Genomic DNA, 23788 nt, shown 5'->3' with positions numbered 1-23788 from the left:
ACTTTTGATTTTTTTTTGGAGAGAGCAGGAAATTAAACCTATTGGTGACATAATTGTCACAAAATAGCGCTGGGCTATATATCGTGATGAATGTAACTGTGTCTTTGTAATGAGATTAAGCCTTTGTGATGACATTAAAAAATTTATTTTTTTGTGATGATGCTTTATGGTGCACCCTGCAAAAAAATCTGGATTGTATTACATGGCTTCGACTCGTTCTTTAACCTTAATTCAGCGCTTTCTGGGCACTAATATTGTATTGCAAATTGTCGTGGGTATTGTCAGCGGTATCGCGTTGGCGGTTTTCCTCCCGACTGCTGCATCTTCTGTTGAGATACTTGGTGAACTATTTGTTAAGTCCCTCAAAGCCATCGCCCCCTTGTTGGTTTTCGTTTTGGTCACCGCTTCCATCGCGAACCATAAAAAAAATCAACAAACCCATATTAAACCGGTACTCGTTTTGTATTTAGCGGGCACATTTCTCGCAGCTATTAGTGCTGTGCTGTTCAGTTTTGCCTTCCCAAGTACGCTTAGTCTGGTGACTTCTGATGTCAGTCAATCTGCACCCGAAGGTGTGGGTGAAGTGTTGCATACCTTATTATTTAATATGGTGGATAATCCCATCAATGCCCTGGTGAGTGGAAACTATATTGGCATACTTACATGGGCAGTGGGATTAGGGTTTGGTTTACGGCATAGCTCGGAAGCAACCAAGGCTGTATTACATAATATGGCTGAAAGCGTGACCTTTGTAGTGCAATTTGTTATCCGTTTAGCGCCCTTGGGTATTTTCGGTTTGGTAGCCAATACAGTGGCAAGCACCGGTTTTGGGGCGTTGCTTGGTTATTCCCATCTGCTGATGGTGTTAATTGGCGTAATGCTTTTTATTGCACTGGTTACTAACCCCCTATTGGTGTATTTGACGATCCGCCGCAACCCTTATCCTCTGGTGTTTAGGTGTTTAAAAGAAAGTGGCATTACGGCATTTTTTACCCGCAGTTCAGCGGCGAATATTCCTGTAAACATGGCGCTGTGTGAACGGCTTAAGCTAGATGAAGATACCTATTCAGTGTCTATCCCTTTAGGTGCTACCATCAATATGGGCGGCGCGGCGATCACCATCACTGTGTTAACGCTGGCAACCGTGCACACTTTGAATATTCCTGTCGATATTTCTACCGCTATTTTATTGAGCGTGATCGCTGCCGTTTCGGCTTGTGGCAGTTCCGGCGTGGCTGGGGGCTCGTTATTGCTGATCCCTCTGGCATGCAGTTTGTTTAATATCCCTAACGACGTTGCTATGCAGGTGGTGGCTGTAGGGTTTATTTTAGGCGTACTACAAGATTCGGCAGAAACCGCACTAAACAGTTCGACGGACGTATTATTTACCGCGGCGGCATGCCACAGAGGGGAAACAAAGTTGCGTTAACTGCTTTAAATGGTGGAAAAAAAACTGGGTACATCTAAGATGAACATGTCAGGCTAGTAAAACTCATTTTGTCCAGGATGTTCATGCGCACAGTAAATTTATTCGGATTTATTCTGCTGATGCAACTCCCATTCGTTTACGCGCAGGATGCCGAGAGGATTGAATCTCTTAAAACGGCAATTGTGGCGGCGAGAGAAGCAGGGAAGTTACAACAGACAGAACAGCTCACAGAAGAGCTCGCAGTTATCGCTACAAATCGAGCAGACCCTATGGTGACTGCTGATTTACAGGTTGTGCGTGCACAAAATGATATTAGCCGTAACCAGTATCAAGAGGCCATAGACAAACTTTATGCGGCTATCCCCACTTTAAAAGCGCAACATCAACACAGTCGCTTAGCCAATGCCTATACCTATGTAGGTTATTCCTACTACAACCTTTCTGAATATAAACAAGCGTTGGATTATTACTATCAGGCCAAGACATTGTTTGATCTGTATTCAGATACCAAAGGCCAAAGCATGGTGAATAGTTATACTGGGCTTGTGCTAAGTGCGATTGGTGACTATAAAGGCGCAATTTTAGCGTATAAAACCGCGCTAGAAACGGCCATCGAAGCCGGCTATGAAAATGAAACCTCCCAAGCGTTTTACAGCTTGGGGGGGTTAAATGCCAAACTAGGCAACCACAGACAGGCGTTGGAGTATTTTTCCAGTTCGCTGGAAATTGACGAAAAACAAGGCGTGGTACAGAACATTGCGTTCAATAACGGTCTTATTGCTGAGTCTCTTTATCATCTAGATGAGTTGGAGCGGGCGAAAAGCCACGCAACCACTGCCATTCGTCTTTTTGAGCAAACTCAATCTGTTGAATATGCCTGCATGTATAAACTCACTTTGGCCAAAGTGTATATTGCATCAAGTGAGTATGAAAAAGCCCAAGGGATTATTGACCAAGTGTATAAAGATGCCGATGGCCATTATCCTGCTTTGGCTTTAAATACGCTGTTGGTGGCTGCTGATCTTGCACTGAAAGTGGAAGATTACGATCGCGCGGTCAGCTTAGCTGAAACGGGCATTCAACAAGCGCAAAACGCTGAGCGTATGCCAGTTGAAGAACAGTTTTTTCAAATAAAGGTGGCTGCGCTGGAACACAGCAACCGGTATGAAAAGGGATATCGCGCGTTACAAACCCTGATGGAAATTAACGGAAAATTAAATGATGAAAGTAAGTTAAAAGCCATTTCTGTTGCCCAAGCGCAAACCGAAGCCATACGCAGTAAATTGGAGCTTGAGCTGCAAACCAAAGAGCGGGCATTACAGGAGGCGGAACTCAATCGCCAGCTTTTACTGAGAAATGTGTTTATTGTACTTATCCTTTTACTTTCTATTCTGGTGTTCTTTCTTTTTCGTAGACAATTGCTGCGGAAAAACAATCAATATCTTAGCGAACAGGTGCGAGTGCAAACCCGAGAGCTTAACGAAAAGAACGATCAACTTGTTCAGGCATTAAAACTGGTTGAGTCTGACAGTATTACCGACGCGTTAACGGGCCTAAAAAATCGCCGCTATCTAGAAAAGTTCATCGACACAGATATCCTGCTTGTGGATCGGGAGTATGCCGATTGGCGTGAAGGGAAAAGTCCCAAGCCTCTGCGTTCTGATCTTATTGTTTTTGTGCTGGATATTGACGATTTCAAAGCGGTAAATGACACCTACGGTCACCATATTGGTGATGAAATCTTAGCGGAATTTGCCGAGCGGATCACACAGGTATTTAGGCAATCGGATTACGTCGTCCGATGGGGCGGCGAAGAGTTTGTTGCCGTGGCTCGGTTTGTCGATCGTAAACGTGCCTCGCGATTGGCTGGACGAATTAAACAGGCATTGAATGAGGCTCACTTTGCCGTCCACGAAGGGAAGCTAATCTCAGTTACCGCTTCAATTGGCTATGCCTGTTATCCGAGTATGATAAATAGCGAGGAAAAGGGGAATTGGGAAACCTTATTTGCCATGGCAGATGCGTGTTTGTATCTAGCCAAAGAGGCAGGCAAAAATACTTGGGTGGGGCTAGAATCCGTCAATGATAACCGCTGCTTAAATGACGAATTTAATAAAAAAACCTTATCGCAGTTCATCCAACAAAATTGGGTAACGGTAAAACGGGCGAATAGGGCGGGAGATTAACCAAAGCACAAGACGTCGCTATAGTCACCACGCCTTGTGTTGGTGTTGAGTGTTACTGGGATAACACCTCTACGAGCAATATCTTGCGATATAATCTTGATGAGGCGGTAATTTTTCTACGGTTTTTGTTATGCCGTGGCGTATGCCATTTAAAAGGGCTTCAAGCTCTTGCCTACTCATGGTATCCACAATGGGGTGATAGCTTTCTGGCATCAAACCTTGTCCTATCATTACCTGTTGCCAAGAATCATCAAATAGCTCACTGCCTTCACGAAATACTCGGGCAGTTTTCTTAAATAACTCAATGCGATGAGAAAGCGATTCTGGTATGTCCATGTGTCGGCAATGACGCCAAAATGGCGTATCCGTTCGTTGGGTGACATGATAGTGCAAAATAATAAAGTCACGGATATGTTCAATATCAAAGTCTGCCTGACGGTTAAACTCTGTAATATCTTCTTCAACAATGCCCGCTACGGGAAACATCCGCAGAAACCGCACGATCCCTTGTTGAATAAGGTGAATACTGGTGGACTCTAATGGCTCTAAAAAGCCACTGGCTAACCCTAATGCTAAACAGTTTTTATTCCACTGTTTACGGCGTCTTCCTGTTTTGAAGCGAATAATTCTGGGTTTGGTTAAGGGCGTGCCTTCAATATTGCTCATTAGTGAAGAGATGGCGTCATCATCTGACACATAGTTACTGCAGAAAACGAGGCCGTTGCCAACTCGATGTTGTAACGGAATACGCCATTGCCAGCCGGCTTCTCTGGCAATGCTGCGGGTATAGGGTATGGGCGTGGACACGGATTCGGTTTGCACCGCCACAGCGCTATCGCAGGGTAACCAGTGCGACCAGTCTTCATAACCGGTATGAAGGGCTTTTTCTATGAGTAGGCCGCGAAAACCGGTGCAATCGATAAATATATCCCCTTCGATGACCTCACCATTATCTAATAGGAGATTTTGGATAAAGCCGTTATCTTCACGTAAAGTCACATCGGCGATTTTGGCGTCTACTCGGGTGAGGCCTTCTTTTTCTGCTAGGTTACGCAAAAATAGCGCATATTTTGTGGCATCCATATGAAACGCATAGTTAAGGCCATTTTTGGGTAAGTGGGCAAATTTATTGCCATGGGCTGCCTGACGTTCTAAACAGTAGTCACCGAAATCCGTCGCCAACCCTTCTTTTAACCCTCTTAACCAAAAATGCTGAAAGCCAGCGGCCCAACAATCCTTACCGGTGACTCCAAAAGCGTGTAAATATGCGTGATCCCGATCTTTCCAGTTTTCGAAATTAATACCCAGTTTAAAGGTGGCATTGGTGGCTGCCATAAACTCTTGTTCGTTAATTTTAAGTAGCTTATGGAAAAAGACCAGGGTTGGAATGGTGGCTTCGCCCACCCCCACAGTGCCAATGTCTGAGCTTTCAACCAAGGTGACATCCACTTCTTTTCCGAGCAGACGGGTAAATGCCGCGGCCGCCATCCAGCCAGCGGTGCCGCCTCCGGCGATGACAATGCGCTTCTTTTGCTTTGCAGAATTGCTCATAAATACCTCTGGAATACTACTTTAAGTTATTGGCCAACCAGGCTTTAAATTGCCGTAATGTGGCTTCGTCGATATCACCAAGGGGGCCGTGTTTAGACGGTGGAATATGATTAAACCGTGTTGGTTCATGGTTAAAGACATAAAAATCGAACAGTTTTTGCCACGCTTCACGCTGCGCCTTTGGTAACTGCTTTAGGGTAAGCAAGGCATGATATAGAACATTTTCTGCGCGCCCAATATAAGGCGGTGCGGTACGCCACCAAAAATTCACTAACATATTCATGCTGTCTTGCCCTTCAATGTGATGCCACCACATAGAGGGAATATATAACCCGTCGCCAGGATGCAGTTCCACCACCTGACCGTGCTTTAATGCTTCTTTAAACTTTGGATGTTTATCAAAATCAGGATCCGCAAAATTCACCAAGCTAATGGCTTGCCCTGCGGGTGTGAAGTGCAGCGGGCCTATGTATAAGTTTTCAACTTGCTCTGGGGGGAACAGGGTTACCCGTCGCTTGCCAGCGGTGACGCAGATAAGATTATCAGGCGCGTCATAGTGGGCGGCAATACGGCTTTTATTGCCAATCCACAAGGTGGCGAGAGGGGCTAAGGATGCTAACCCTATATCGTTAGATTGTTGAAAACCTGGCAAGCAACTATCCACGGTAGTGGAACCGATATACAGGGAGTCGGGACTATCTTGTTGTGATAAAACCTGTAAGCGTTCTAACGCGTTACGAAAAGGCATGCGTGTGCGGCTAAAGTTAAAACCCGTCATGTCTTTGTTGTAAAACATACGCCCATGTTCGCCGGCGGGTAACTGAAGGGCATCTACCACCGCCTGGTTATCAAATTGAGATAAGTAGGCACACAAATCAGCATTAGATTGCTTGGCGGCGTGAACGACTGGCCAGTGAGAAACCAAACCGCGAAATACCTTTGGTTGGGTTAAACTCATTAGGGTGTCGGCTAAATTAAAACCCTCGTCGTGCCTATTTGCAGGCGTATCTTCGCCAACAGAGGCGCAGGCGCTGAGTAAATCTATTGATGCTGACAAATGTTTATCTTCCAATTACCGTTAAATGAAATCAATGCCTAAGCGGAGGCTAACGCCGCTTTTTTGTACCCAATAACTTGCCTTAATTGGGAGAGCGATGCCAACATCATATAAATAGTTTGTAAGTGACCACTTTCGTGCAAGGCCGCAATATCATTGCCCTTTAATTGCTTGAGCTTGTCTTCGTTTATGGTGTAAAAACCGGAAAGCCTATGTGTTCCCGTGTCTTCAATATCCATATCAACAACAAAGGATTCAATTAACTCAAGGGCTTGGCATGCAGTCACAAATTCACTGTTTTCGGTTTGGCCGCTATGAATGGTACTGAGTACATTGGCGATATTATCGATGTAATCGGTATTGCCTCCATGGGGTAAAAAAACCGGGTGGGCATTGGCAACGGGGGTGGGTGAATCGATAACCCGAGGATCATCTAAGTCAACATAGATGGACATGGCATCTTCGCCATTTTTTCCGCGACTACGACCGATCAAAAACGGGCCTTTTTCAATAACCAAGGGCTTGTAGGAAACCCGCCATTGGCCGTTATGAATAAACAGGTTTTCGTTTTGCATAACCCCGAGTAACGCCACCATCTGAAACTGACCCTTTTCGTCTTTGGCGAAAACTAAAGGATAGTGTGCTTGGGCGTGTCGAGCTTCGGCGGGAAACACAGGGACACACATTTGATCGTGTCCGTAGGCGTCACCGAATCCTTCAATGATGTGAAGGTGTTTATGTTGATTATTGTTAAGTAGCGCATGGTTTGCCATAAAGAGTCCTATAAGCCCGCGCGATGGCGCATGGCGTTGATATATTCACGATTAGTGGGCAGGGCCGACAGTTGTTGTAGAGTACGTTGCTGATTTTGTTTTACTGCTAGCTGCGCGGCATTTAACTTTTCTGAGGTATAGCGAGCCTTGTTAAGGGCGGTTTTAGGTTGCCTTTGCATGCCGTACAAAATATACATATAGCTTGCTGCAGGAAAAAGCTCTTGCGCATAAATAAAATCGCCTATAGCAACCGGTCTGTGTTGCCATTGTGCTAACCAGTCATTTAGTTGCTCTGATGCGGTTGCTTGGTCACGCATCACCCGCCAGTATTCCGTATCGGTACGTTCACTCAATACATAATGTAGTTTGAGAAAATCGATAATACGTTGCCAGCGTTGACTAAAACTGGAATTAAAATGCTTTGCCATTTGCCTTGCCAGAGTTTTTGTTGCCGGCAGGTATTCGGCGACGTATTTTGCCGAAAGCTCCACCATTACCAAGGCTGACGCCTCCAAAGGTTCAACAAATCCAGCCGATGTGCCAATCGCGACGCAGTTGTTTACCCAAGGTTGCTTCCTATAGCCGGGTGTAAAGGTGATTTTTCTTAAGGCTGCGGTATCCACAGGGGCCGTTGAAGGGTCTTTATCTAAATAATTTAACAACGTACAGATGGCGGTGTCTTCGTCACAGTATTGGCTGCTATATACACACCCTACGCCTTTTCTGGAGGGTAAGCCAATGTCCCACAACCAGCCGTGGGAGTGGGCCGTTGAATAGGTAGCCGATGCGATAGGGCCTTGCTCATGGGCATAATTTGCTTGCACGGCGATGGCGCTGTCATTCTTTAGCCCCGACGAGACAGGCGTTATGGCCTGTTGATAATGACCTTGGATCAGTTTGGCAGCAAAACCACTGCAGTCGATAAATAGATCACCCTTGATAAGGGAGCTTTCGCCGTTTTTGGCGGTGCTTTCAAGGGCAATAATGTTGTCATTACTATCCACTTGTACTTTTTCTATGTGGGCCAGAGTGTGCGTCACGCCCAAGCTATTAATACTATGATTTTTGAGCAATTCAGCAAATTTATGGGCATTAAGGTGATAGCCATAATTAGCCACTGCGGCATAGGCGGGGGTTTGCAACTGTTTAGGGGCTTTGAAATGATCGCATAGGCTCGTTTGGGTACTAACCAGGGTGGAAAATTCACCGTTGTTTAGGGGGTTTGCTTCTTGATTGAGCAACCACCAAGCGGCCATATCTGTATCAAAAAAGCCTGCGGGTAAGCCAAAGGGGTGATCGAAGACGTCTTGTACTGTTGAATCAGTGGCTTCGGTGCGCCAGTTGATAAACCGGGTGCCTTGTTTAAATGAACCGTCGCAAGCCAATAAAAACGTGGTTTCATCAATGCCAATTTTACGCAGTGTATCGCGCATGGTTGGCCATGTTCCTTCGCCTACACCTAAAATTTTCACATCGGGGGATTCCACCAAGGTGACATTTAAGGCAGGGTTATTGGGTAAGTTATGTTCTGCGGCAATAATGGCTGCCGTTAGCCAGCCTGCTGCACCGCCGCCAACAATGACTATAGAGTGGATAGTGTCGTCATTATTTTTTGCTGTCATGGGGCATCATTCCTGGCCGTTGAATGTGATGTTACGATGAACAAAAAAGCGTTGTTGCATCCCTGCAGCAACGCCTTTTGCCATATTTCCGTAGTGCTTTTAGAAGGTGTATCGGGCGCCGATATTGTATCGAGGTTCAGCCGTGTATACACCAACCACCATGTTTTCATGGCGACCGTGACTGCGTTTATATTCGCCGGTTACGTTGATCCCTTCTACAAAGACCTCCAGGTTTTCTGAGAAGTGATAGCGTACATTCACATCTAGCTGCTGGTAGGCTTCAACATAAGTTGGGTTTTCGCCGCCGTTGCCGTCAATGGTAGCCGCAAGGTACTCATCTCGCCAATTCCATGCCGCCCGTACTTCCCAATCGTCGTTTTCGTAGAATAAAACGGCATTGGCGGTGTCGCTTAAGCCTAGTAAGACAAATTGTGTTTCGCCAACCAGGTAATCGTCATATTCCACATCGCCATTGACGATGGTGTAGTTTACCAAGGTACCAAAGCCACTATCGCCAAATAAATACTGAACGGCGAATTCAAAGCCATCGACGGTGTAGGTGTCATCAGAATTCACTTTTTGCGTGATATCAAACTCCAGTAGCGGATCTTCCCCTTCAATGCCCACAATCACACCATCTGCATCGGCATAACCTTGGTCGATGAAGTATTGACGAATATCCACAAGCTCTGCATCGTCACCTAGCACCGACAGGGCTTCTTGATAACGTTCCCCGCCCACTGGCGTATAGACGTCATAAGGGGTGTCGGTATAAACCGTAGAACCGATGAAATTTTTAACGTTTTTATAGAAATAGCCGGCCGATACATAACTACCTTCGCCAAAGTAGTAGTCGGTACCTATATCAATGTTTGACGACTCATAAGGTAGTAAATCAGGATTACCGACTGAGCCTGTTCCGCCTTGTGCCCTCGCACCCTGAGAAACCGTCAGTCCGGCTTGTATGTCAGCATATCCAGGGCGGGTGATTGTTTTACTGTATGAGGCACGGGTGTAGAGATCCTCTACCACCTCAAGCTTGAAGTCGATGGACGGTAAAATATGGTCATAACCACCTGACAAAGACACAAATTGTGTTTCGCCGTCATCTATGACGGAAAACTCATTGGTTGATACCCACTGTACTTCATTGTAGTTAGGAACCAATGAGGTTGAGTCAACGTTGGTGTCTTCGTAGCGCAGTCCTAATGACATCCACGCCACCATGTCACCAATATCAAACTCCATATTCGCTTGCACATAGGCGGCGTATTGTTGTTCTGTTACACGGCGATCGGTGGAATATTCCGGATCCATACACAGCTCAGTGCCACAGGTGCTCAATGTCTCGCCATTAGCCGATGCGATGGCGGAAATGGCATCAATTAAATCGCCAAAATCACTGGAATAATAGAAGGCTTCTAAGTTGTCTGCGTTGCTACCAAGTATGCCATCAAATTGACTGGCTAAATCTTCCTGAACGAAAATATCATCAGGGTAATCGTCAGCGGTGCCATAGCCTCCCCATGTATCCCGTTGAGCAACAGAATAAGCAGAGCGGTTTTTAACTTCGGTACTAGAAATACCAAAATCAATGCTGGTAATGACACCATCATCGAAGAAATAGTTACCTCGGAACTGGGCCTGGTTAATTTCAGACTTCATGTAACTGTTGCGAAATGAAGTGCCTGAGGTAGACATTCTGCTAGCGTCAAGGCCATCCACACCGTCGGCATAGGTAATGCTCATTATTGGGAAATCTTGAGAGTAATCCACTTCTGTGGAAACTCTGTCGAACTGCACCGCACTAATAACGTTACTGCTACCCCAGTTGTTGGCGGGGCCTGCTTCAGCGGTAGAGTGATGAACATCTAACTCAAGGTTGAGGTTGTCATTGGCTACCCATTTAAGATTAAGGCCTAGGGAATTGTTTTTATTAAAGGTCGTGTAATCGCTGGTGCCTAACCCAATATCTGTCCCTGTATCATCAGCGTAAATAACAGGGCCGATAACTGAGCCAACGGTATTTGTGCCTTCGGTGTATTCGCCATAGGAAGGAATTCCATTAAACCAGGTCGACAGCTGTTGTCGTGTGGTGTGGGTCTCGAGTTCTGAATACGTATAGTCCAGTGTTGCAGTAAGATCATCGGTGGGTTGATATTGTAATGTTAACTGACCATTTACCCGGGTACGGCTGACTTCGTCGAAGTTATACACGAGGTTTCGGGGCACCGAGTAAACGTCGTTTTCCCCAGGTGGATTTTCAAAGCTGCCGTCTTGGGGTAACGAGCCCCAATCGCCGCCGTTTCCTTTAATGGTGTACCAACCGCTACTTGTTTCGGCACTGGAAACGCCGCTATCTCGTTTTTGATAAGAGCCAATTAATTGAATACCCAAGGTATCATCATTAAATGTTTGACTATAAATACCGGATAATTCAGGTGTTACGGTACTGCCTGTATCGGTGGACCCATCGTACACGCCTTTTACGGCAACACTGGCTTTTAACCCAGGATTGTCGAGAGGCTTAGCCGTAACCAAGTTAACCGTGGAACCGATACCGCCTGTTGGCTGGGATGCTAGGCTAGTTTTATACACTTCGATGGCTGAAAAACCTTCAGAAGCCAGATTTCCGAAATCAAATGAGCGGGAGGAGGAGGCACTGGTTTCTTCAATATTCGCCGCCGGCATTTGGCGGCCATTTAAAGTAACCATATTGTAATCGGGACCAAAACCACGCACCGTGATTTTACTGCCTTCGCCATTTGTTCTGTCTATGGAGACCCCAGTGATACGCTGTAGCGATTCCGCTAAGTTGGTATCAGGAAATTTCCCCATGTCTTCAGCAGAGATGGCATCCACAACACCCGATGCCGCTTTTTTCGTTAGCATGGATTTGGCCAAGCTGCCGCGTATGCCGCTAACTTCGATGATTTCAACGTCGTTGGTGGCAAGATTCGATCCTTCACTTTGCTGCGCCAGAACAGGCAAAGTGGTCATTGCGCCTAATACGAACGACAAACTTGTCGCTAAATGAGTCTTTTTAAATGCGTTTGGTTTCATGGTTTTCCCAGCCGTGTTGGTTGAAGATGAGCGGACGTTTTAGGTCTTCTTTCTCACTTCACTATTCACTTGGCATGCGCTATTCGATGTTGTTGCTAAATTGATCATAACATTAGATATAGCGCTAACTAGTAATGTAAGCGCTTACAATTTGTAATATAGTGCTTTGTAAGCGCTTACATGTAATTTACGTAGGTTGGAGTTGTAATGCAAGTGTTTTTATAATGTTAAATCCACTATTTACAAACTGCTAACATTTCATTCTTTAATTCTCTGCTTAAGTTGGTGTTGTTGGCTATTTATCATGCTTGTAAGGGGGAAGGTGAGACGAATTGGCGCAAGACAAAGAGCACGGATGAACCTTGGAATGCATTTGCAAATGTAAATAAAGGTAAAATTAGAAAATTATTAGAGGGTTATACAGTCTATTCAATCAACAAGTCATACAGATTTAAAGGTCGGGGCGCACTGTGATTATTTCCCACAAACATAAGTTTATTTTTATCAAAACCGTAAAAACGGCGGGTACCAGTATTGAAGTGTACCTTTCCCAATTTTGTGACGAGCAAGACATTCTTACGCCAATTTATCCTGCGGTGGCGCCGCATCAAGCCCAACATTATCGGGGTTACTGGAACCCGATTCCTGAGATGTGTAAGGCCTCTACAAAAGAGAGAATGACTGTTTTAGGACATTGGATGAAGGGGAAAAAGTTTAGAAATCACGCTTCTGCAGTAAATGTTAAGCATCGCGTACCTAAATCTATTTGGAATAATTATTTTAAATTCTGTGTGGATCGAAACCCTTGGGATAAAACCTTATCTCACTACCATATGTTAAGAAAGCGCCATAATATGAATATGACGTTAGATCAGTATTTTGCTAATGGAAAATTGTGCCTTAATTATCCTAAATATTGCGATCAGAGAGGGAATGTACTGGTTGATAGAGTATTAAACTATGAAGCGTTAGATAGCCAATTAGGCGAGGTTTTTAAACAATTATCGATTCCTTTTGACGGCGGGTTAGGGGTGCGAGCAAAAGGGAACTATCGTGATGATCATCGCCCTTATCAAAAGGTATATACACCCGAGCAACAACGCTTTGTTGCTCAGGCATTTTCCCGTGAAATTGATATGCATGCGTATGTGTTTTAGGGGGTAAACCACATGCTAGTGGCCACTATGGTGCATGTATGTGTGCTCAAGAGGTTGAGACGTAAAGTTATGCAGAATAATGGGGTCTTTGGATAAATCGAAAAACACTGAGCTAACAATGTCTTGATTGTCTTTTACCCAGTTTTCATGATTATGGCTATTTAACGATACGGCAATCTGATTTACGCCCTCTTTTAGCGCAGAGGCAGGGATGTGCATATCGTTTCCATATAGACGACTGAACTTAGTGGCATTAACAAACACATGGGCATGACCTTGCAATACCCCATCATCGGTTAAATCACTTTTGTTCGTTACGTTGTCTGGCGCATCCAGCGAATAATTTTCCACCGCTACGTGTAGATTCACGCCATCCATGGTGTCCTTAAAAATATGGATTTCTATTTTAGGGACCGGTGTATTGGCCCCAATATCTTTTGATACGTGATCATGGATCTCAATGCTATTGGCGGTTAATGGTGCCAATAGCATCGCCAAGATCGGGATAAGGTGAGCTTGTTTCATGACGCTTCCTGTTAATAATGGACAGTCTATAAACCACCGGGACCCGGGCCCTGTACATCACTACTGCATGACGCCATGGCATTATCTTCAAGTTGTCCCGCGTAACGTGTACCAATGATATAGGGGAAGGCTGGAGAGATATTGTTGTCTTCATCTATGGTTAACGTCATGTGATAATGGTAGCCCCGTTCACTATCGGTATGACCATTGTATTGATCGAGGTATACACCGCCTAACGCCGTTAACGAGCTATCCCAATAGTAGTCTTCATAATAAAAGCCATTTTCGGCGACAAACTCGTTGCTGGATAACGAAGTGACCACTTCATCAAATGCTGGACCATCACTGACTTCTTCTGTGCCAAGGCTAATATCATATTGATCAACGAGGCTACAACTGCGCGCTTCATCATCACAGCCTACTGTTGGATCGGAATAATCACGAACCACCCACGAGCTTACAGCCAGTTGGCCGGCAGCCTCGTAAGGACCGTAAATCGGGTAGCCATCGGCGGCATAACCATATAAAGGGGAGTGGGCCGAGCCATCATCTTGCAACAGGTCTGCGAGGCAGGAGCTATAAAAATGATGGTGATAATCTGTACCCGCAGCATGGCCGCCACATATGTCTACATCATATAATTCTGCCTCTGGCGCGAGGGTTTGCCAATCGCCTTGATTGTTGTAACTCATACCGTCGGCCCAGTTGTAAATGGATGTACCATTTACCATTATGCCTACTTTAGAGAGGCCATTCTCGCAGTCTTCTTCCGCAGGTGTAGGTTCGGCAGGAAGGTATACGGTTCTTTCATCTTGAGTTGGGCATTCAGGACCAGGCGGCCAATAACCATAGCCATAATCAAGGGTGCAATTAGTGTTACTGTTGTAGCCAATATCTTCACCAAAAGAGACAACATCGCCTACCGATACTGTAGGGCTGCCATCCGCAAAATCTGAACTGGCTTTAGGGCGCCCGGTTAATCCATCGTGTATATCTTGGGTGATCAGAGTTTCGTAATTTGGGATCCCCTGGGATGAGACCACAATGTAGTCTTTGCCATCAACCTCTTCAAGATCCACAGACTGAACATTGACTTCCACTCCGATACCGGTATTTGAGTCGAGAATATGTTCAGACAATTCACCGCTTTCATTGATGATCCATACACTGGTATCAAGGTCTGAATCACTGCTGTCAGACGTATCATTGACGGTAACCATTACCGTATCTGATACGGCGGCGTTCACACCGTCGTCAACAGAGATTTCGAAGGTAAGCTCATCATCAGCATCAACGTCGGGGGCGGTGAATGAAAGTGAAGCTGAATCAGAATTTGAAAGATCTGCGGTATAGTTACCGCCAGTTTGCGACCAACTGATACTGTAGTCACCATCGTCTTCAATGGTTGCTGATAATGTAACGGTGTCTCCTTCGTCAACGGTTTGATCGTCGCCGGCATCCACCGTCGGTATGGCGTCTACGGAATCTGTATCTTCACTCTCTGAATCGTCTCCCGAGCAGGCTGATAAACCGAGCAGCACAGCTGAACACAAAAGAGATTTTCTTAAAAAGCACAATTTTTTATCCATGATAATTCACTTTTTGTGGCAAACATAAAGTCCTAGCTTATGCCCTAAATATGAAGTGAATGTGCAGATTTGCAGCAGATATACCGTAGCTTTTATTTACCCTTAATTGGCTGGTGTTAGTACCACTCTTTAAGAGTGCGCACCGAACTCGGGAAAGAGTGCTGTGACATCGTTATTTATTGGCTCGTGAGCACGGTATACCTTTGCTTTATTGTATTGCATAACAAAAGGGAACATGGCGGCTGGGGTTAGGTAGCCTGTTTCATTAAACCAGCGGCTGTCATAGTGCACTTTTTGTTTACGGGATTCGCAGTTGCGCATGGGATTGCCAAACAATACATGATGTTTAGATTCGGCTAAGTTGGCTGAACTACTACGACTTGGTAAGTCCAAAAATGCGAATGTGTCGGCTAATACGCTTTCTTTTTCAAAACAGAAAGGTTCGTATCCTGTGGTGGTGTAGGGCAGGGCTAACGAAGACAAAAGAGATTCTCGTTTTTTGTTGTCGATTAACCAACGCAGCATTTGATACCAATGGTGCCCCTTCACTTTTTTGAAACCCTTTCTGTTTTCTGAACGTGCTAAGCGGGTTTGTGAACAAGAGTAAGAACGCACGTCTCGAATCAGAAATACCACACGGGTATCGATGTTGCCGCTATCTGCAAGTAGTTTCAGGTGTTTCACCCCTTTAGAGGTATCTATAGCTTGCATTTGCGGTGAATAAAGATGACGAAATTCATCGAGCAACAAGTGATAGGCCTGTTCAAAATAACCGTCAGTACTTGGTGATGTCACTTTTTGTTCAATGAGCTTGCGTAGCGCCGGCCCCCAATAATCACACTTTGCAGCAGGTTGCCCACAACTGCATATTTTGTCGTTGGCATTTAGCCAATATTCAGGCCCTTCGCGGAGCACCTGATAAACCTCGCCTAAAGATACGGTATTTTGATGACAGGCTAGGGCCATGGAAAAAACCGTAGAGCCAGAATGGGATAAGCTGGTTAAACAGATAACTGCAGGATTTTGGGTCATTGAATTAGTCATAGTGTTGTTGTGATAGTGGTTACTTTTTATTCTGACTGATTCACAACAAAGAGGTTTGTTCTTTTACGGATACTTTACGTTGTTTTAAGTTTATTGACGTAAACTTGGCTTAGAATTCTAGGGCTATAGATTTTGAAAAGATTGCGTAAATCATGGCACTAACACACATTACAGAGTCATAGATAGCAGGCTTGTTGTTCGTCATTGGAACATGGAATGCGGCTTACATTCACCATTTATTGGGCGCATCCAGTAAATCGCCATTCCTTTAATCGTCTATTAAAATCTTGTTTTACTTAATATTTAGTAAAACTAAGCCGGTAATATTCACCAATACTATTTATCAATTTTTGCAAAGGTAAATTTCTCTTTATGATTTCTCACAAATTTAAGTGTGTATTTGTTCATGTACCTAAGACGGCGGGACAAAGTATTGAGCAATTTTTCAAAGAAAAGCATCAATTAAACAGTAAATATTGCCAAGAGTTGCTGTTAGGCAAAAATGACGATCCCTCAAAAGGCCCGCAAAGGCTGGCCCATTTACGTAGCGACGAGTATGTTTCCTGTGGTCATCTTGATGCAGAAACCTATGATGATTACTTTACTTTTGCTTTTGTCCGCAACCCATGGCAACGATTAGTGTCAGAGTATTTGCATAAGAAAATCGACAGCAAGATGTCACTGAAAGAGTTTGTATTGCACGGATTTCCAAAACCGGATCCCGTTTGCGATGCCTATCGCCACGTGATTCCCCAATACGATTATTTGTTCGATTCACAAGGAAATCAAAACGTCGATTTCATCGGCCGGTTTGAGGATCTACAAAAGGGGTTTTCATTAGTGTGCGACAGGCTGGGCATTGATGATGCCACGCTACCCCACAAAAATAATTCGTGCTGCTCCCGCAGGGTGATGTTGCGAAAATTCAGGCACTTATTTCGCCGTCAACAGGATCGGGTGAAAAAACACTATACCGAATATTTTGATGACGAACTGCTTGCTCATGTAAACCGATTGTATGCTAAAGACATTGGGCATTTTGGTTACGTGTTTGGCGAATAGAATGTATTGTCCCTCCTATACATGCTAATAATGTATAGGAGGTTACCTGACCGATACTACACCGTTAATGACTAGACCTCTGTTGAGGTCTTTTTCACTTTAGGTGCTAACCAAATAAGGCTTCCAGCCACGATAAACACAGCAGATAACATCATGAAGGTTTGATTGGTAGCAATCATACCGCTCTGATTTTGCAGCATTAAATCGAATAAAGCACGGCTTTGCTCACCTGCGCCGCCGGCCGCCTGCAGCGACTGATTAAGGGTATCAGATTGATGGGTTACCCCAACTAATTCGGCGTGAACATGGCGAGTTTCATTCGTCCAATAAGTGGTCATGACGGAGGTGGCGATAGCACCAGATAATGTACGGATAAAGTTCATTAGACCCGCAGCAGATTCCATTTCATCTTCGTTTACACATCCTAGAGCAATTGCCGTTAGTGGCACAAAGAAGAAAGGCATCCCTATGCCTTGAATCAGCATGGGCCAGCTGATTTGGTCATAAGTCATGTCTAATGAGCCAAAGCTTCGATACCAGGTCCACAGTCCTAGCCAAATAATACCGAAAAAAACCAGGGGTCTTGGGTCTCGTTTACTGGCCATATTGGCAATAATAGGGGCAAGAAAGACTGCCACCATGCCCATGTGAGCGGTGGTTAGCCCCGAAACTGTCGCGGTGTAACCCATGTAGCCCTGTAGCCAAAGCGGTGTGATGATGGAGATGGCAAAGAACGCGCCAAAGGCGAAAGACAAGGTTATCATGCTTACGCTGTAGCCGCGGTGGCGGAAAATCTTCAAATCCACCACGGGATTTCGTTCAGTAAGCTCCCAAATTAAAAAGGCAATAAACCCGATGACAGCGACAACGGCTAACACTTGAATGCGCGTAGATTCAAACCAGTCGAGATCTTTACCTTCATCAAGCATTAATTGCAGCGCGGCTACCCAAGCGACCAGTAAGAACAACCCCACTTTGTCGATGGCACTTTTTACCAACGGCGTTTCAAATTGTTTAAGTAAACGCCAGCAGAAAAAAGCCGCCACAATGGCGAAGGGCGCTTTGCTGATAAATATATAGTGCCAACTGTATTCGTCACACAAATAGCCTCCTAAGATGGGGCCCATTATGGGAGCGATTAATGTAGTCATACTCCATATGCCAATGGCGGCGTGGCTTTTATCCTTTGGAAAGATACGTATCATCAGAGTTTGTGATAAAGGCATAAGCGGGCCACCGGATAGTCCAAGCAAAACACGAAATATAACGAGCATGCCCATACTGGTGGCCATTCCACAAAGAATCGACAACACCCCAAATAAGGTTAAGCAGGTAACGAATACCCGGATGGACCCAAAGCGACGGGACAACCATCCGGTAAGTGGCACTGAAATAGCTTCAGCGACCGCATAAGAGGTGATGACATAGGTGCCTTGGCTGGTGGAAACCCCTAAGCTTCCCGCTATGTTGGCGATAGAAACGTTAGCAATGGTGGTATCTAAAATAGCAAGAAAATTAGCCATGGCTAGACAAATTGCCCCAATAAAAAGGGCAAAGCCGGTAAGGGGCTGGACTTGTTCCGTAGACGAATTCATTCGACGTCCTATTACCCTTTGCGACTAGGTTGTTGGCTTTGTTGACGATACTGGGCAATTTTTTGAGTATCGATATCTGCGTCGGTATCAATGGTGGCTTTCATTGATAACCCAACTTGCAATGGGTGAGACTCAAGTTCACTGGGCGCCAGTTCTACCCGTACCGGCAGCCGTTGCACCACTTTAATCCAATTGCCGGTGGCATTTTGTGCGGGAATAATCGAGAAGGCAGAGCCGGTTCCTGGTGAAATTCCGGCTACCACACCGTGGTAAACAATATCATCGCCATATAAATCGGCGGTGAGCGTGACCGGTTGACCCACTTTCACATCCGTTAGTTCCACTTCTTTGAAGTTGGCGTTTACGTAGATTTTGTCTAACGGAACAATGGTCATAAGGTTAGCGCCAGCTTGAATACGTCGGCCTACCTCAATATCACTTTTTGCGATCACGCCGGATATTGGCGCGTGGATCACGGTACGGGCTAGGTTTACTTTGGCCTGTTCCAGCGCGGCTTCGGCGGCTAAGACTTCTGGATTATCATCAACCCCGGTATGAAGGATCTTGGCTTTATTCGCCTTTTTCTGACCGATAGTGGATAGACGATTGGCTTTAGCTTGCGCTGCTGCGGCTTTTGCTGCGTTAAGGTTAGCCTGAGCTTGTGCAAATACTGAGCGTGCGTCTGTCACTTCCTGACCAGATACTGAGCCCGATTCTACTAAGTTTTCCCGGCGAGTAAGGTCGATTTTTGCGCGCTCAAAACTGGCTGTCGCCGATGCTAATTCCGCGGCAACTCTGTTTTCATCTGCAATTCGTGCATTTACTAGCGCGGTAAAGCCTTCGTCGTTCGCCATATAACTTTGTACGCGAATTTTCGCCAACGCTAAGTCGGCTTCTGCTTGTTGCACAGCAATTCTTGCATCTGTGTCATCCAAGCGAACTAGTACATCGCCTTTTTTTACCTGTTGGGTGTCATAGATATCCGCTTGGGTAACAATTCCGCTAACCGCAGGAGTAACGATGGCACTCGAGGCGTTAACATAGGCGTTTTCCGTTGAAATATAGTGCGAGCTAACAAAATACCAATAAACACAGTAACCTATTGCTGCCAAAATGATTGCGAGGCCTAGGCGAGTAAAGCCTTTTTTGCGTGAATTGGAGGCTTGTTGCTGATCGTATTGTTCAGTTGATTGGGTTTGAGTACTCATGATAAACCTTTATTTGCGCTTGACTGTGTTGCAAAACCGCCACCAAGGGCATGGATAAGTTGGACATGTAACGCTAACGAGCGAGACTGTAAATTGACGAGTGCACGTTGATTGCTAAGGACGGCATTTTCGGCAGTCAACACGTCTAAGTAAGTGGCTAAACCGCCTTTATAACGATTAGTTGCAATGGTTTGTGCCTCACGTGCGTGGGAAAGTGCGCGCTTGGTTTCATCAATACGCTGCTGCAAACGTTGATCGCTGGTGACCACGTCCGCCACTTCTTTTAATGCGTTTGTTACGTTTTGATTGTAATTACTTACCGCTAACTCATATTCCGCTTCAGCCACTGTTAGCTGGCCTTGCAATTGACCACCATTAAAAATAGGCAAGTAGATGGCGGGGCCAATATTTCCGGCAGACGTATCAGAACTGACAAGGTTGTCGATGCCGAAAGACTGATAACCAATAAAGGCGTTGATACTCACATCCGGATAAAAGTTATCTTGGGCAACGCCGATTTGTTTAGCGGCGGCTTCGACTTGCCAACGAGAGGCGGTGATGTCTGGTCTATGACCTATAAGTCCTACGCCGACATCCTTGGGAAGACCTAAAGGTTGCGTCAGTGCCACGATGGGTCTAGTAATAACTAAGCCTCTGTCTGGTCCTGCGCCGACCAATGCAGCGATGACATTTTTTTGAAGTGCAATTGTTTCTTCAATAGCCAGTCGATCAGCTTCGGCGCTGGCTTGTAGAGATGAAGCCTGATTAACAGCGCCCTTGTTTTCCAAACCATTATCAAAACGTTTTGAAAGTAACTCCGTTGTTTTAGTGCGCATTTCCACAACCTCTTTAGCCGTATCGAGGTTGTAATAAAGCCTAGTCAGTTCAGCATAGGCCTTGGCGATGGATGTGGATATTTGTAAGCGGGCAGATGCCAGTTCAGCTTCTTTAGCGGCGGTTTCACTGACCGCAGCCTCTACCCGTTTGTGGTTTTTTCCCCAGAAATCTAAGTCGTAAGAGAAGTTTAAACCGACGGTGGCGAAATCATTCCAGTTATAGGCTGATTCAGGCACATAAGTGGTGTAGCTATAACTTGCTTTGGCTTCATAAACAGAGGCTTCACCACTTACTTGTAGCGCTTCGCTGCCTTGTAGTTGATGTGTTACACCAAGGGTCTTTTGCAGTCGAGCTTGAGCAGCGGCAATGCCTGGAGCATCAGATAAACCTTCCTCAATAAGACGATTGAGCTGGGGATCGTGTAATGACACCCACCATTGCTGGCTTGGCCAATCCATGGCTTTTATGTCCACGAGGGCCTGTTGATACTGATATTCCTGAATCGCTTTGGGGACGGCTAATTCCTGACTTTGTGGTGTTGCACACCCATTTAATAAAAGCAGACATATCAGGGGGAAAAACACCGTTGATGTATGCATATATTGTCCGAAATTCAGCTTACATTGATGAAACAAAATAAACCTCTTTTTTACATAACTGAACTGTACGGTTTATTTATAGTGGGTTATACTCATGAAGTCAACATTCAATATGTATAAGGACGAATATAAGAGATGAGAGTGAAAACTGAAGCGCGACGTCACGCTATTGTAGAAGCTGCGAAATATGTATTTCGCCAGTACGGGTTTGAAGTGGCTTCAATGGACATGATTGCCAAAGAGTTCGGCGGCTCTAAAGCGACCTTATACAATTATTTTAAATCCAAAGAAGAGATTTTTTTTGCGGTTGTGCAAAATACGGTAGAAACGGATTTTGGTCCTATATTTCTTATATTAAGACAAGATGAGGGAAAACCGCTGTCTAGGTTATTAACCCAGTTTGGTGGCGAGTACCTGCGCATAACCTTAGCGCCAAATGTGATTGCCGCTCGCCGAATGGTGCTAGCAGAAAGCCAACGATCAAATATCGGTCAGCATTTTTACGAGAATGGACCGGGACTGGTAATTAAGCGCATTGCGGAATTTTTCGATCATGAAGTTTCGGAAGGGCGACTGAAACCTTGCGATACCGATGTTGCCGCAAAGCATTTTAAAGCATTGCTCTATGCCGAGTTACATGAACCTTACCAAATGGGATGTATCGACAATGTCGAGCAAGGGCTAATTGATGACGTGGTAAAACGTGCCGTGGATGCTTTTTTGGCCAGCTATCAGGCATAAATAACCGACCTATTAATACATCGAGGTATTGCTTATAACAGGAGCAGTTTGCACTTGAAATGCGCCCGTTTGATGATATGTTATAGTATAACAATATAATATTGATGTCGATAATTTTCCATGCAACCACTCTCTATAGCGTCAAGTGCTTCCTACGTCATGCATTCTTCCCCTCTGGTGTTTAGTGAGGTATTTAAAGAATCCGTCAGCGTTGCTTGCTGGCAAAGGCCTGAACATTCTGTGGTAAGCGCGTATTTTAACAACGCCGCACCGGCGTTGAAAATAGGTATTCGAAGCGTTTTTTCGCTGTCTACGTTAAAAGAAAATTTGCACGAACAGCTACCGGAAGGCATTGGGAAATCCCAGGCTATTGATGATATTTATTTACTTGCCGATATGTTGACATGCTTGTTTGATTGTCAGGAAGTGGGCCTACGACTGGCTGCTCTTAATCAGGCTATGTGTCCTAAGTTTCATAGGGACAATATCCCCGTTCGGCTAATATCTACCTATATGGGGCCGGCAACCGAGTGGATCCCAAACGAGTGCATCTCCCCAGACGAGCCACTGTCGAAGTCGTTAAAACGTATTAAAGATGAACATATTGTGCAGTTAGCTACCCGCGATGTGGCCTTGTTCAAAGGGAGTGCGTGGGATGAAAATCATCAAGGCGCAGTGCATCGCTCCTGCGCCCTCGCACATGATCAATGGCGCGTCTTGTTAACCATGGATCCTATCTAAAGGCTTGGCACACCCGTATTATTGAGCAAGCGCTTGAGACAATAGTTCATCTAAGCCTTTTTTAGATGCTGACACCGCTTGCATTGATGTGAGTCCACAAGGATAAACTTCCTGTTCAAGTACTACCCAAGGAACTGTAGCTAGGGATGTGGTGGTCGCAATAAGCGGGGCCCAGTCAACGGAGTCTTGTCCAATGAGCGGTATGTGAGCGGCGGCGTTTTCAAGCGCACATGCTTTAAAATGTATGCTAGGTAATCTATCGGCATACCGATTTACGTAGAGCGTTGGGTTATGACCGGCATAGGTTATCCAACCAACATCTTGCTGAAGTGCAACCTGTTGGTGGGTGTTTTCGGCAATATAGTCCCAATACGTTGCATTTTTATATGCACCAAACTCCTTGTCATGATTATGAAACCCAATGCCCATGTTATGGCGAGCCAATTGGGTGGATAGCCTGTTGAGATCGTCAATAAAGTGATTAACTTGTTGGGGATGCCAAGCCCTTTCATCGTAAGGAATAATAAGCAAATCAACCCCAAGTTGCTGATAAAACCTCACGGTCGCTTCTTGGTTCTCTTCATCGAGGGTTTCGATTGCCACATGGGCACCACTTACTTCTAAACCCAAGTTGTTCAGGCAACGTTTAAGAGCGCAGGGGTCGTCAGCGAAAGGCCCAAACCTACCAGCCAATTCCACGCCATCAAAGCCCATTTGAGCAAGCTTGGTAAGCGTACCTTCAAAATCCTCTTGTAAAGCATCATTAACAGACCAAAGCTGAACGCTCATTTTAGGGCTAACATGGCAAGATTTATGGTGGCGTGTCATCAAATTTTATTTCCTTGTTACGCTGAAACAACAGTGCAAATTGTTAATTGTTTGTGCTCTACAGATGCCAACTCAACCCAAGGCGCCATCGTAAAGTGGTAGAACAACGGGGAATGACGAACGGATTAAAGGTAATGAGAGTACGCAATGTAATCGATTTCATCTTGGTTGTCTACCAGAG

18 protein-coding genes are annotated in these 23788 nt (G+C 45.2%); 6 read left to right on the top strand and 12 right to left on the bottom strand.

Translation table 11 applies throughout. The annotated features are described in order from the left end of the window. Nucleotides 1–202: 202 nt before the first annotated feature. Both sstT and KO501_RS15240 read left to right on the top strand, forming a co-directional pair. A complete protein-coding gene (sstT, locus tag KO501_RS15245; RefSeq protein WP_216030518.1) occupies nucleotides 203–1429 on the top strand; it encodes a serine/threonine transporter SstT in 1227 nt (408 codons plus the stop codon). 83 nt (nucleotides 1430–1512) lie between these two features. Next, nucleotides 1513–3615, top strand: coding sequence for a tetratricopeptide repeat-containing diguanylate cyclase (locus tag KO501_RS15240; protein ID WP_216030517.1), 2103 nt, complete (start codon nucleotides 1513–1515; stop codon nucleotides 3613–3615). A gap of 69 nt (nucleotides 3616–3684) precedes the next feature. On the opposite strand, the gene KO501_RS15235 is transcribed toward KO501_RS15240, so the two are convergent. From KO501_RS15235 to KO501_RS15215, 5 genes are all read right to left on the bottom strand, one after another. Then, entirely contained in the window at nucleotides 3685–5166 is a 1482-nt protein-coding gene (locus KO501_RS15235; RefSeq protein ID WP_216030516.1) for a tryptophan halogenase family protein, read from the bottom strand. A gap of 16 nt (nucleotides 5167–5182) precedes the next feature. Further along, a complete protein-coding gene (locus KO501_RS15230; RefSeq protein ID WP_252728434.1) occupies nucleotides 5183–6223 on the bottom strand; it encodes a cupin-like domain-containing protein in 1041 nt (346 codons plus the stop codon). Between the two features lie 38 nt (nucleotides 6224–6261). Beyond that, nucleotides 6262–6996, bottom strand: a complete 735-nt coding sequence (locus tag KO501_RS15225) for a SapC family protein (protein WP_216030515.1) — start codon at nucleotides 6994–6996, stop codon at nucleotides 6262–6264. Between the two features lie 8 nt (nucleotides 6997–7004). Then, nucleotides 7005–8618: a tryptophan halogenase family protein gene (locus KO501_RS15220; protein WP_216030514.1), complete on the bottom strand. Its 1614-nt coding sequence runs from the start codon at nucleotides 8616–8618 to the stop codon at nucleotides 7005–7007. A gap of 99 nt (nucleotides 8619–8717) precedes the next feature. Continuing rightward, nucleotides 8718–11681 carry a TonB-dependent receptor gene (locus KO501_RS15215; protein ID WP_216030513.1) on the bottom strand — a complete coding sequence of 988 codons (2964 nt, stop codon included), beginning with the start codon at nucleotides 11679–11681 and terminating at the stop codon, nucleotides 8718–8720. 470 nt (nucleotides 11682–12151) lie between these two features. Between KO501_RS15215 and KO501_RS15210 the strand changes: the two genes are divergently transcribed. Then, complete coding sequence (locus KO501_RS15210) at nucleotides 12152–12838, top strand: sulfotransferase family 2 domain-containing protein (RefSeq protein ID WP_216030512.1); 687 nt, start codon at nucleotides 12152–12154, stop codon at nucleotides 12836–12838. A 15-nt stretch (nucleotides 12839–12853) separates the two neighbouring features. On the opposite strand, the gene KO501_RS15205 is transcribed toward KO501_RS15210, so the two are convergent. From KO501_RS15205 to KO501_RS15195, 3 genes are all read right to left on the bottom strand, one after another. Next, complete coding sequence (locus KO501_RS15205; protein ID WP_216030511.1) at nucleotides 12854–13363, bottom strand: hypothetical protein; 510 nt, start codon at nucleotides 13361–13363, stop codon at nucleotides 12854–12856. Between the two features lie 26 nt (nucleotides 13364–13389). Continuing rightward, nucleotides 13390–14952: a YHYH protein gene (locus KO501_RS15200; RefSeq protein WP_216030510.1), complete on the bottom strand. Its 1563-nt coding sequence runs from the start codon at nucleotides 14950–14952 to the stop codon at nucleotides 13390–13392. Nucleotides 14953–15081: 129 nt separating this feature from the next. Then, nucleotides 15082–15984 (bottom strand): hypothetical protein, encoded by a 903-nt coding sequence (locus KO501_RS15195; RefSeq protein WP_216030509.1) that lies wholly within the window; start codon nucleotides 15982–15984, stop codon nucleotides 15082–15084. A 384-nt stretch (nucleotides 15985–16368) separates the two neighbouring features. Between KO501_RS15195 and KO501_RS15190 the strand changes: the two genes are divergently transcribed. Then, complete coding sequence (locus KO501_RS15190) at nucleotides 16369–17058, top strand: sulfotransferase family 2 domain-containing protein (RefSeq protein WP_216030508.1); 690 nt, start codon at nucleotides 16369–16371, stop codon at nucleotides 17056–17058. A 71-nt stretch (nucleotides 17059–17129) separates the two neighbouring features. On the opposite strand, the gene KO501_RS15185 is transcribed toward KO501_RS15190, so the two are convergent. Genes KO501_RS15185 through KO501_RS15175 form a run of 3 tightly spaced genes read right to left on the bottom strand, consistent with a single transcriptional unit; the run spans nucleotide 17130 to nucleotide 21297 of the window. Further along, a complete protein-coding gene (locus KO501_RS15185; protein ID WP_216030507.1) occupies nucleotides 17130–18653 on the bottom strand; it encodes a DHA2 family efflux MFS transporter permease subunit in 1524 nt (507 codons plus the stop codon). An 11-nt stretch (nucleotides 18654–18664) separates the two neighbouring features. After that, nucleotides 18665–19861 carry an HlyD family efflux transporter periplasmic adaptor subunit gene (locus KO501_RS15180; RefSeq protein WP_216030506.1) on the bottom strand — a complete coding sequence of 399 codons (1197 nt, stop codon included), beginning with the start codon at nucleotides 19859–19861 and terminating at the stop codon, nucleotides 18665–18667. Beyond that, the gene (locus KO501_RS15175; RefSeq protein ID WP_216030505.1) at nucleotides 19858–21297 is read right to left on the bottom strand and encodes an efflux transporter outer membrane subunit; all 1440 of its coding nucleotides are present in this window, start codon (nucleotides 21295–21297) and stop codon (nucleotides 19858–19860) included. The genes KO501_RS15180 and KO501_RS15175 overlap by 4 nt, the downstream gene beginning before the upstream one ends. Before the next feature lie 141 nt (nucleotides 21298–21438). Here KO501_RS15175 and KO501_RS15170 point away from each other — a divergent pair, with 141 nt between their 5' ends. Then, the gene (locus KO501_RS15170) at nucleotides 21439–22038 is read left to right on the top strand and encodes a TetR/AcrR family transcriptional regulator (RefSeq protein ID WP_216030504.1); all 600 of its coding nucleotides are present in this window, start codon (nucleotides 21439–21441) and stop codon (nucleotides 22036–22038) included. A 159-nt stretch (nucleotides 22039–22197) separates the two neighbouring features. Next, the gene (locus KO501_RS15165; protein WP_216030503.1) at nucleotides 22198–22779 is read left to right on the top strand and encodes a DUF1826 domain-containing protein; all 582 of its coding nucleotides are present in this window, start codon (nucleotides 22198–22200) and stop codon (nucleotides 22777–22779) included. 18 nt (nucleotides 22780–22797) lie between these two features. Here KO501_RS15165 and KO501_RS15160 read toward each other — a convergent pair whose 3' ends face one another. Continuing rightward, nucleotides 22798–23568, bottom strand: a complete 771-nt coding sequence (locus tag KO501_RS15160; RefSeq protein ID WP_216030502.1) for a sugar phosphate isomerase/epimerase — start codon at nucleotides 23566–23568, stop codon at nucleotides 22798–22800. Nucleotides 23569–23788: the final 220 nt, after the last annotated feature.

It is taken from the genome of Alteromonas sp. C1M14 (assembly GCF_018860965.1).
GTDB lineage: Bacteria > Pseudomonadota > Gammaproteobacteria > Enterobacterales > Alteromonadaceae > Alteromonas.
Note: the sequence above shows the minus strand (reverse complement) of the source record. Positions and strands in the feature narration are given on the sequence as shown.

Bases quoted from the DNA above. Each gene is read 5' to 3' on its own strand.
- sstT (WP_216030518.1), top strand. From the start codon at position 203: ATGGCTTCGACTCGTTCTTTAACCTTAATTCAGCGCTTTCTGGGCACT.
- KO501_RS15240 (WP_216030517.1), top strand. From the start codon at position 1,513: ATGCGCACAGTAAATTTATTCGGATTTATTCTGCTGATGCAACTCCCA.
- KO501_RS15235 (WP_216030516.1), bottom strand. From the start codon at position 5,166: ATGAGCAATTCTGCAAAGCAAAAGAAGCGCATTGTCATCGCCGGAGGC.
- KO501_RS15225 (WP_216030515.1), bottom strand. From the start codon at position 6,996: ATGGCAAACCATGCGCTACTTAACAATAATCAACATAAACACCTTCAC.
- KO501_RS15220 (WP_216030514.1), bottom strand. From the start codon at position 8,618: ATGACAGCAAAAAATAATGACGACACTATCCACTCTATAGTCATTGTT.
- KO501_RS15215 (WP_216030513.1), bottom strand. From the start codon at position 11,681: ATGAAACCAAACGCATTTAAAAAGACTCATTTAGCGACAAGTTTGTCG.
- KO501_RS15205 (WP_216030511.1), bottom strand. From the start codon at position 13,363: ATGAAACAAGCTCACCTTATCCCGATCTTGGCGATGCTATTGGCACCA.
- KO501_RS15200 (WP_216030510.1), bottom strand. From the start codon at position 14,952: ATGGATAAAAAATTGTGCTTTTTAAGAAAATCTCTTTTGTGTTCAGCT.
- KO501_RS15195 (WP_216030509.1), bottom strand. From the start codon at position 15,984: ATGACCCAAAATCCTGCAGTTATCTGTTTAACCAGCTTATCCCATTCT.
- KO501_RS15190 (WP_216030508.1), top strand. From the start codon at position 16,369: ATGATTTCTCACAAATTTAAGTGTGTATTTGTTCATGTACCTAAGACG.
- KO501_RS15185 (WP_216030507.1), bottom strand. From the start codon at position 18,653: ATGAATTCGTCTACGGAACAAGTCCAGCCCCTTACCGGCTTTGCCCTT.
- KO501_RS15180 (WP_216030506.1), bottom strand. From the start codon at position 19,861: ATGAGTACTCAAACCCAATCAACTGAACAATACGATCAGCAACAAGCC.
- KO501_RS15175 (WP_216030505.1), bottom strand. From the start codon at position 21,297: ATGCATACATCAACGGTGTTTTTCCCCCTGATATGTCTGCTTTTATTA.
- KO501_RS15165 (WP_216030503.1), top strand. From the start codon at position 22,198: ATGCATTCTTCCCCTCTGGTGTTTAGTGAGGTATTTAAAGAATCCGTC.
- KO501_RS15160 (WP_216030502.1), bottom strand. From the start codon at position 23,568: ATGAGCGTTCAGCTTTGGTCTGTTAATGATGCTTTACAAGAGGATTTT.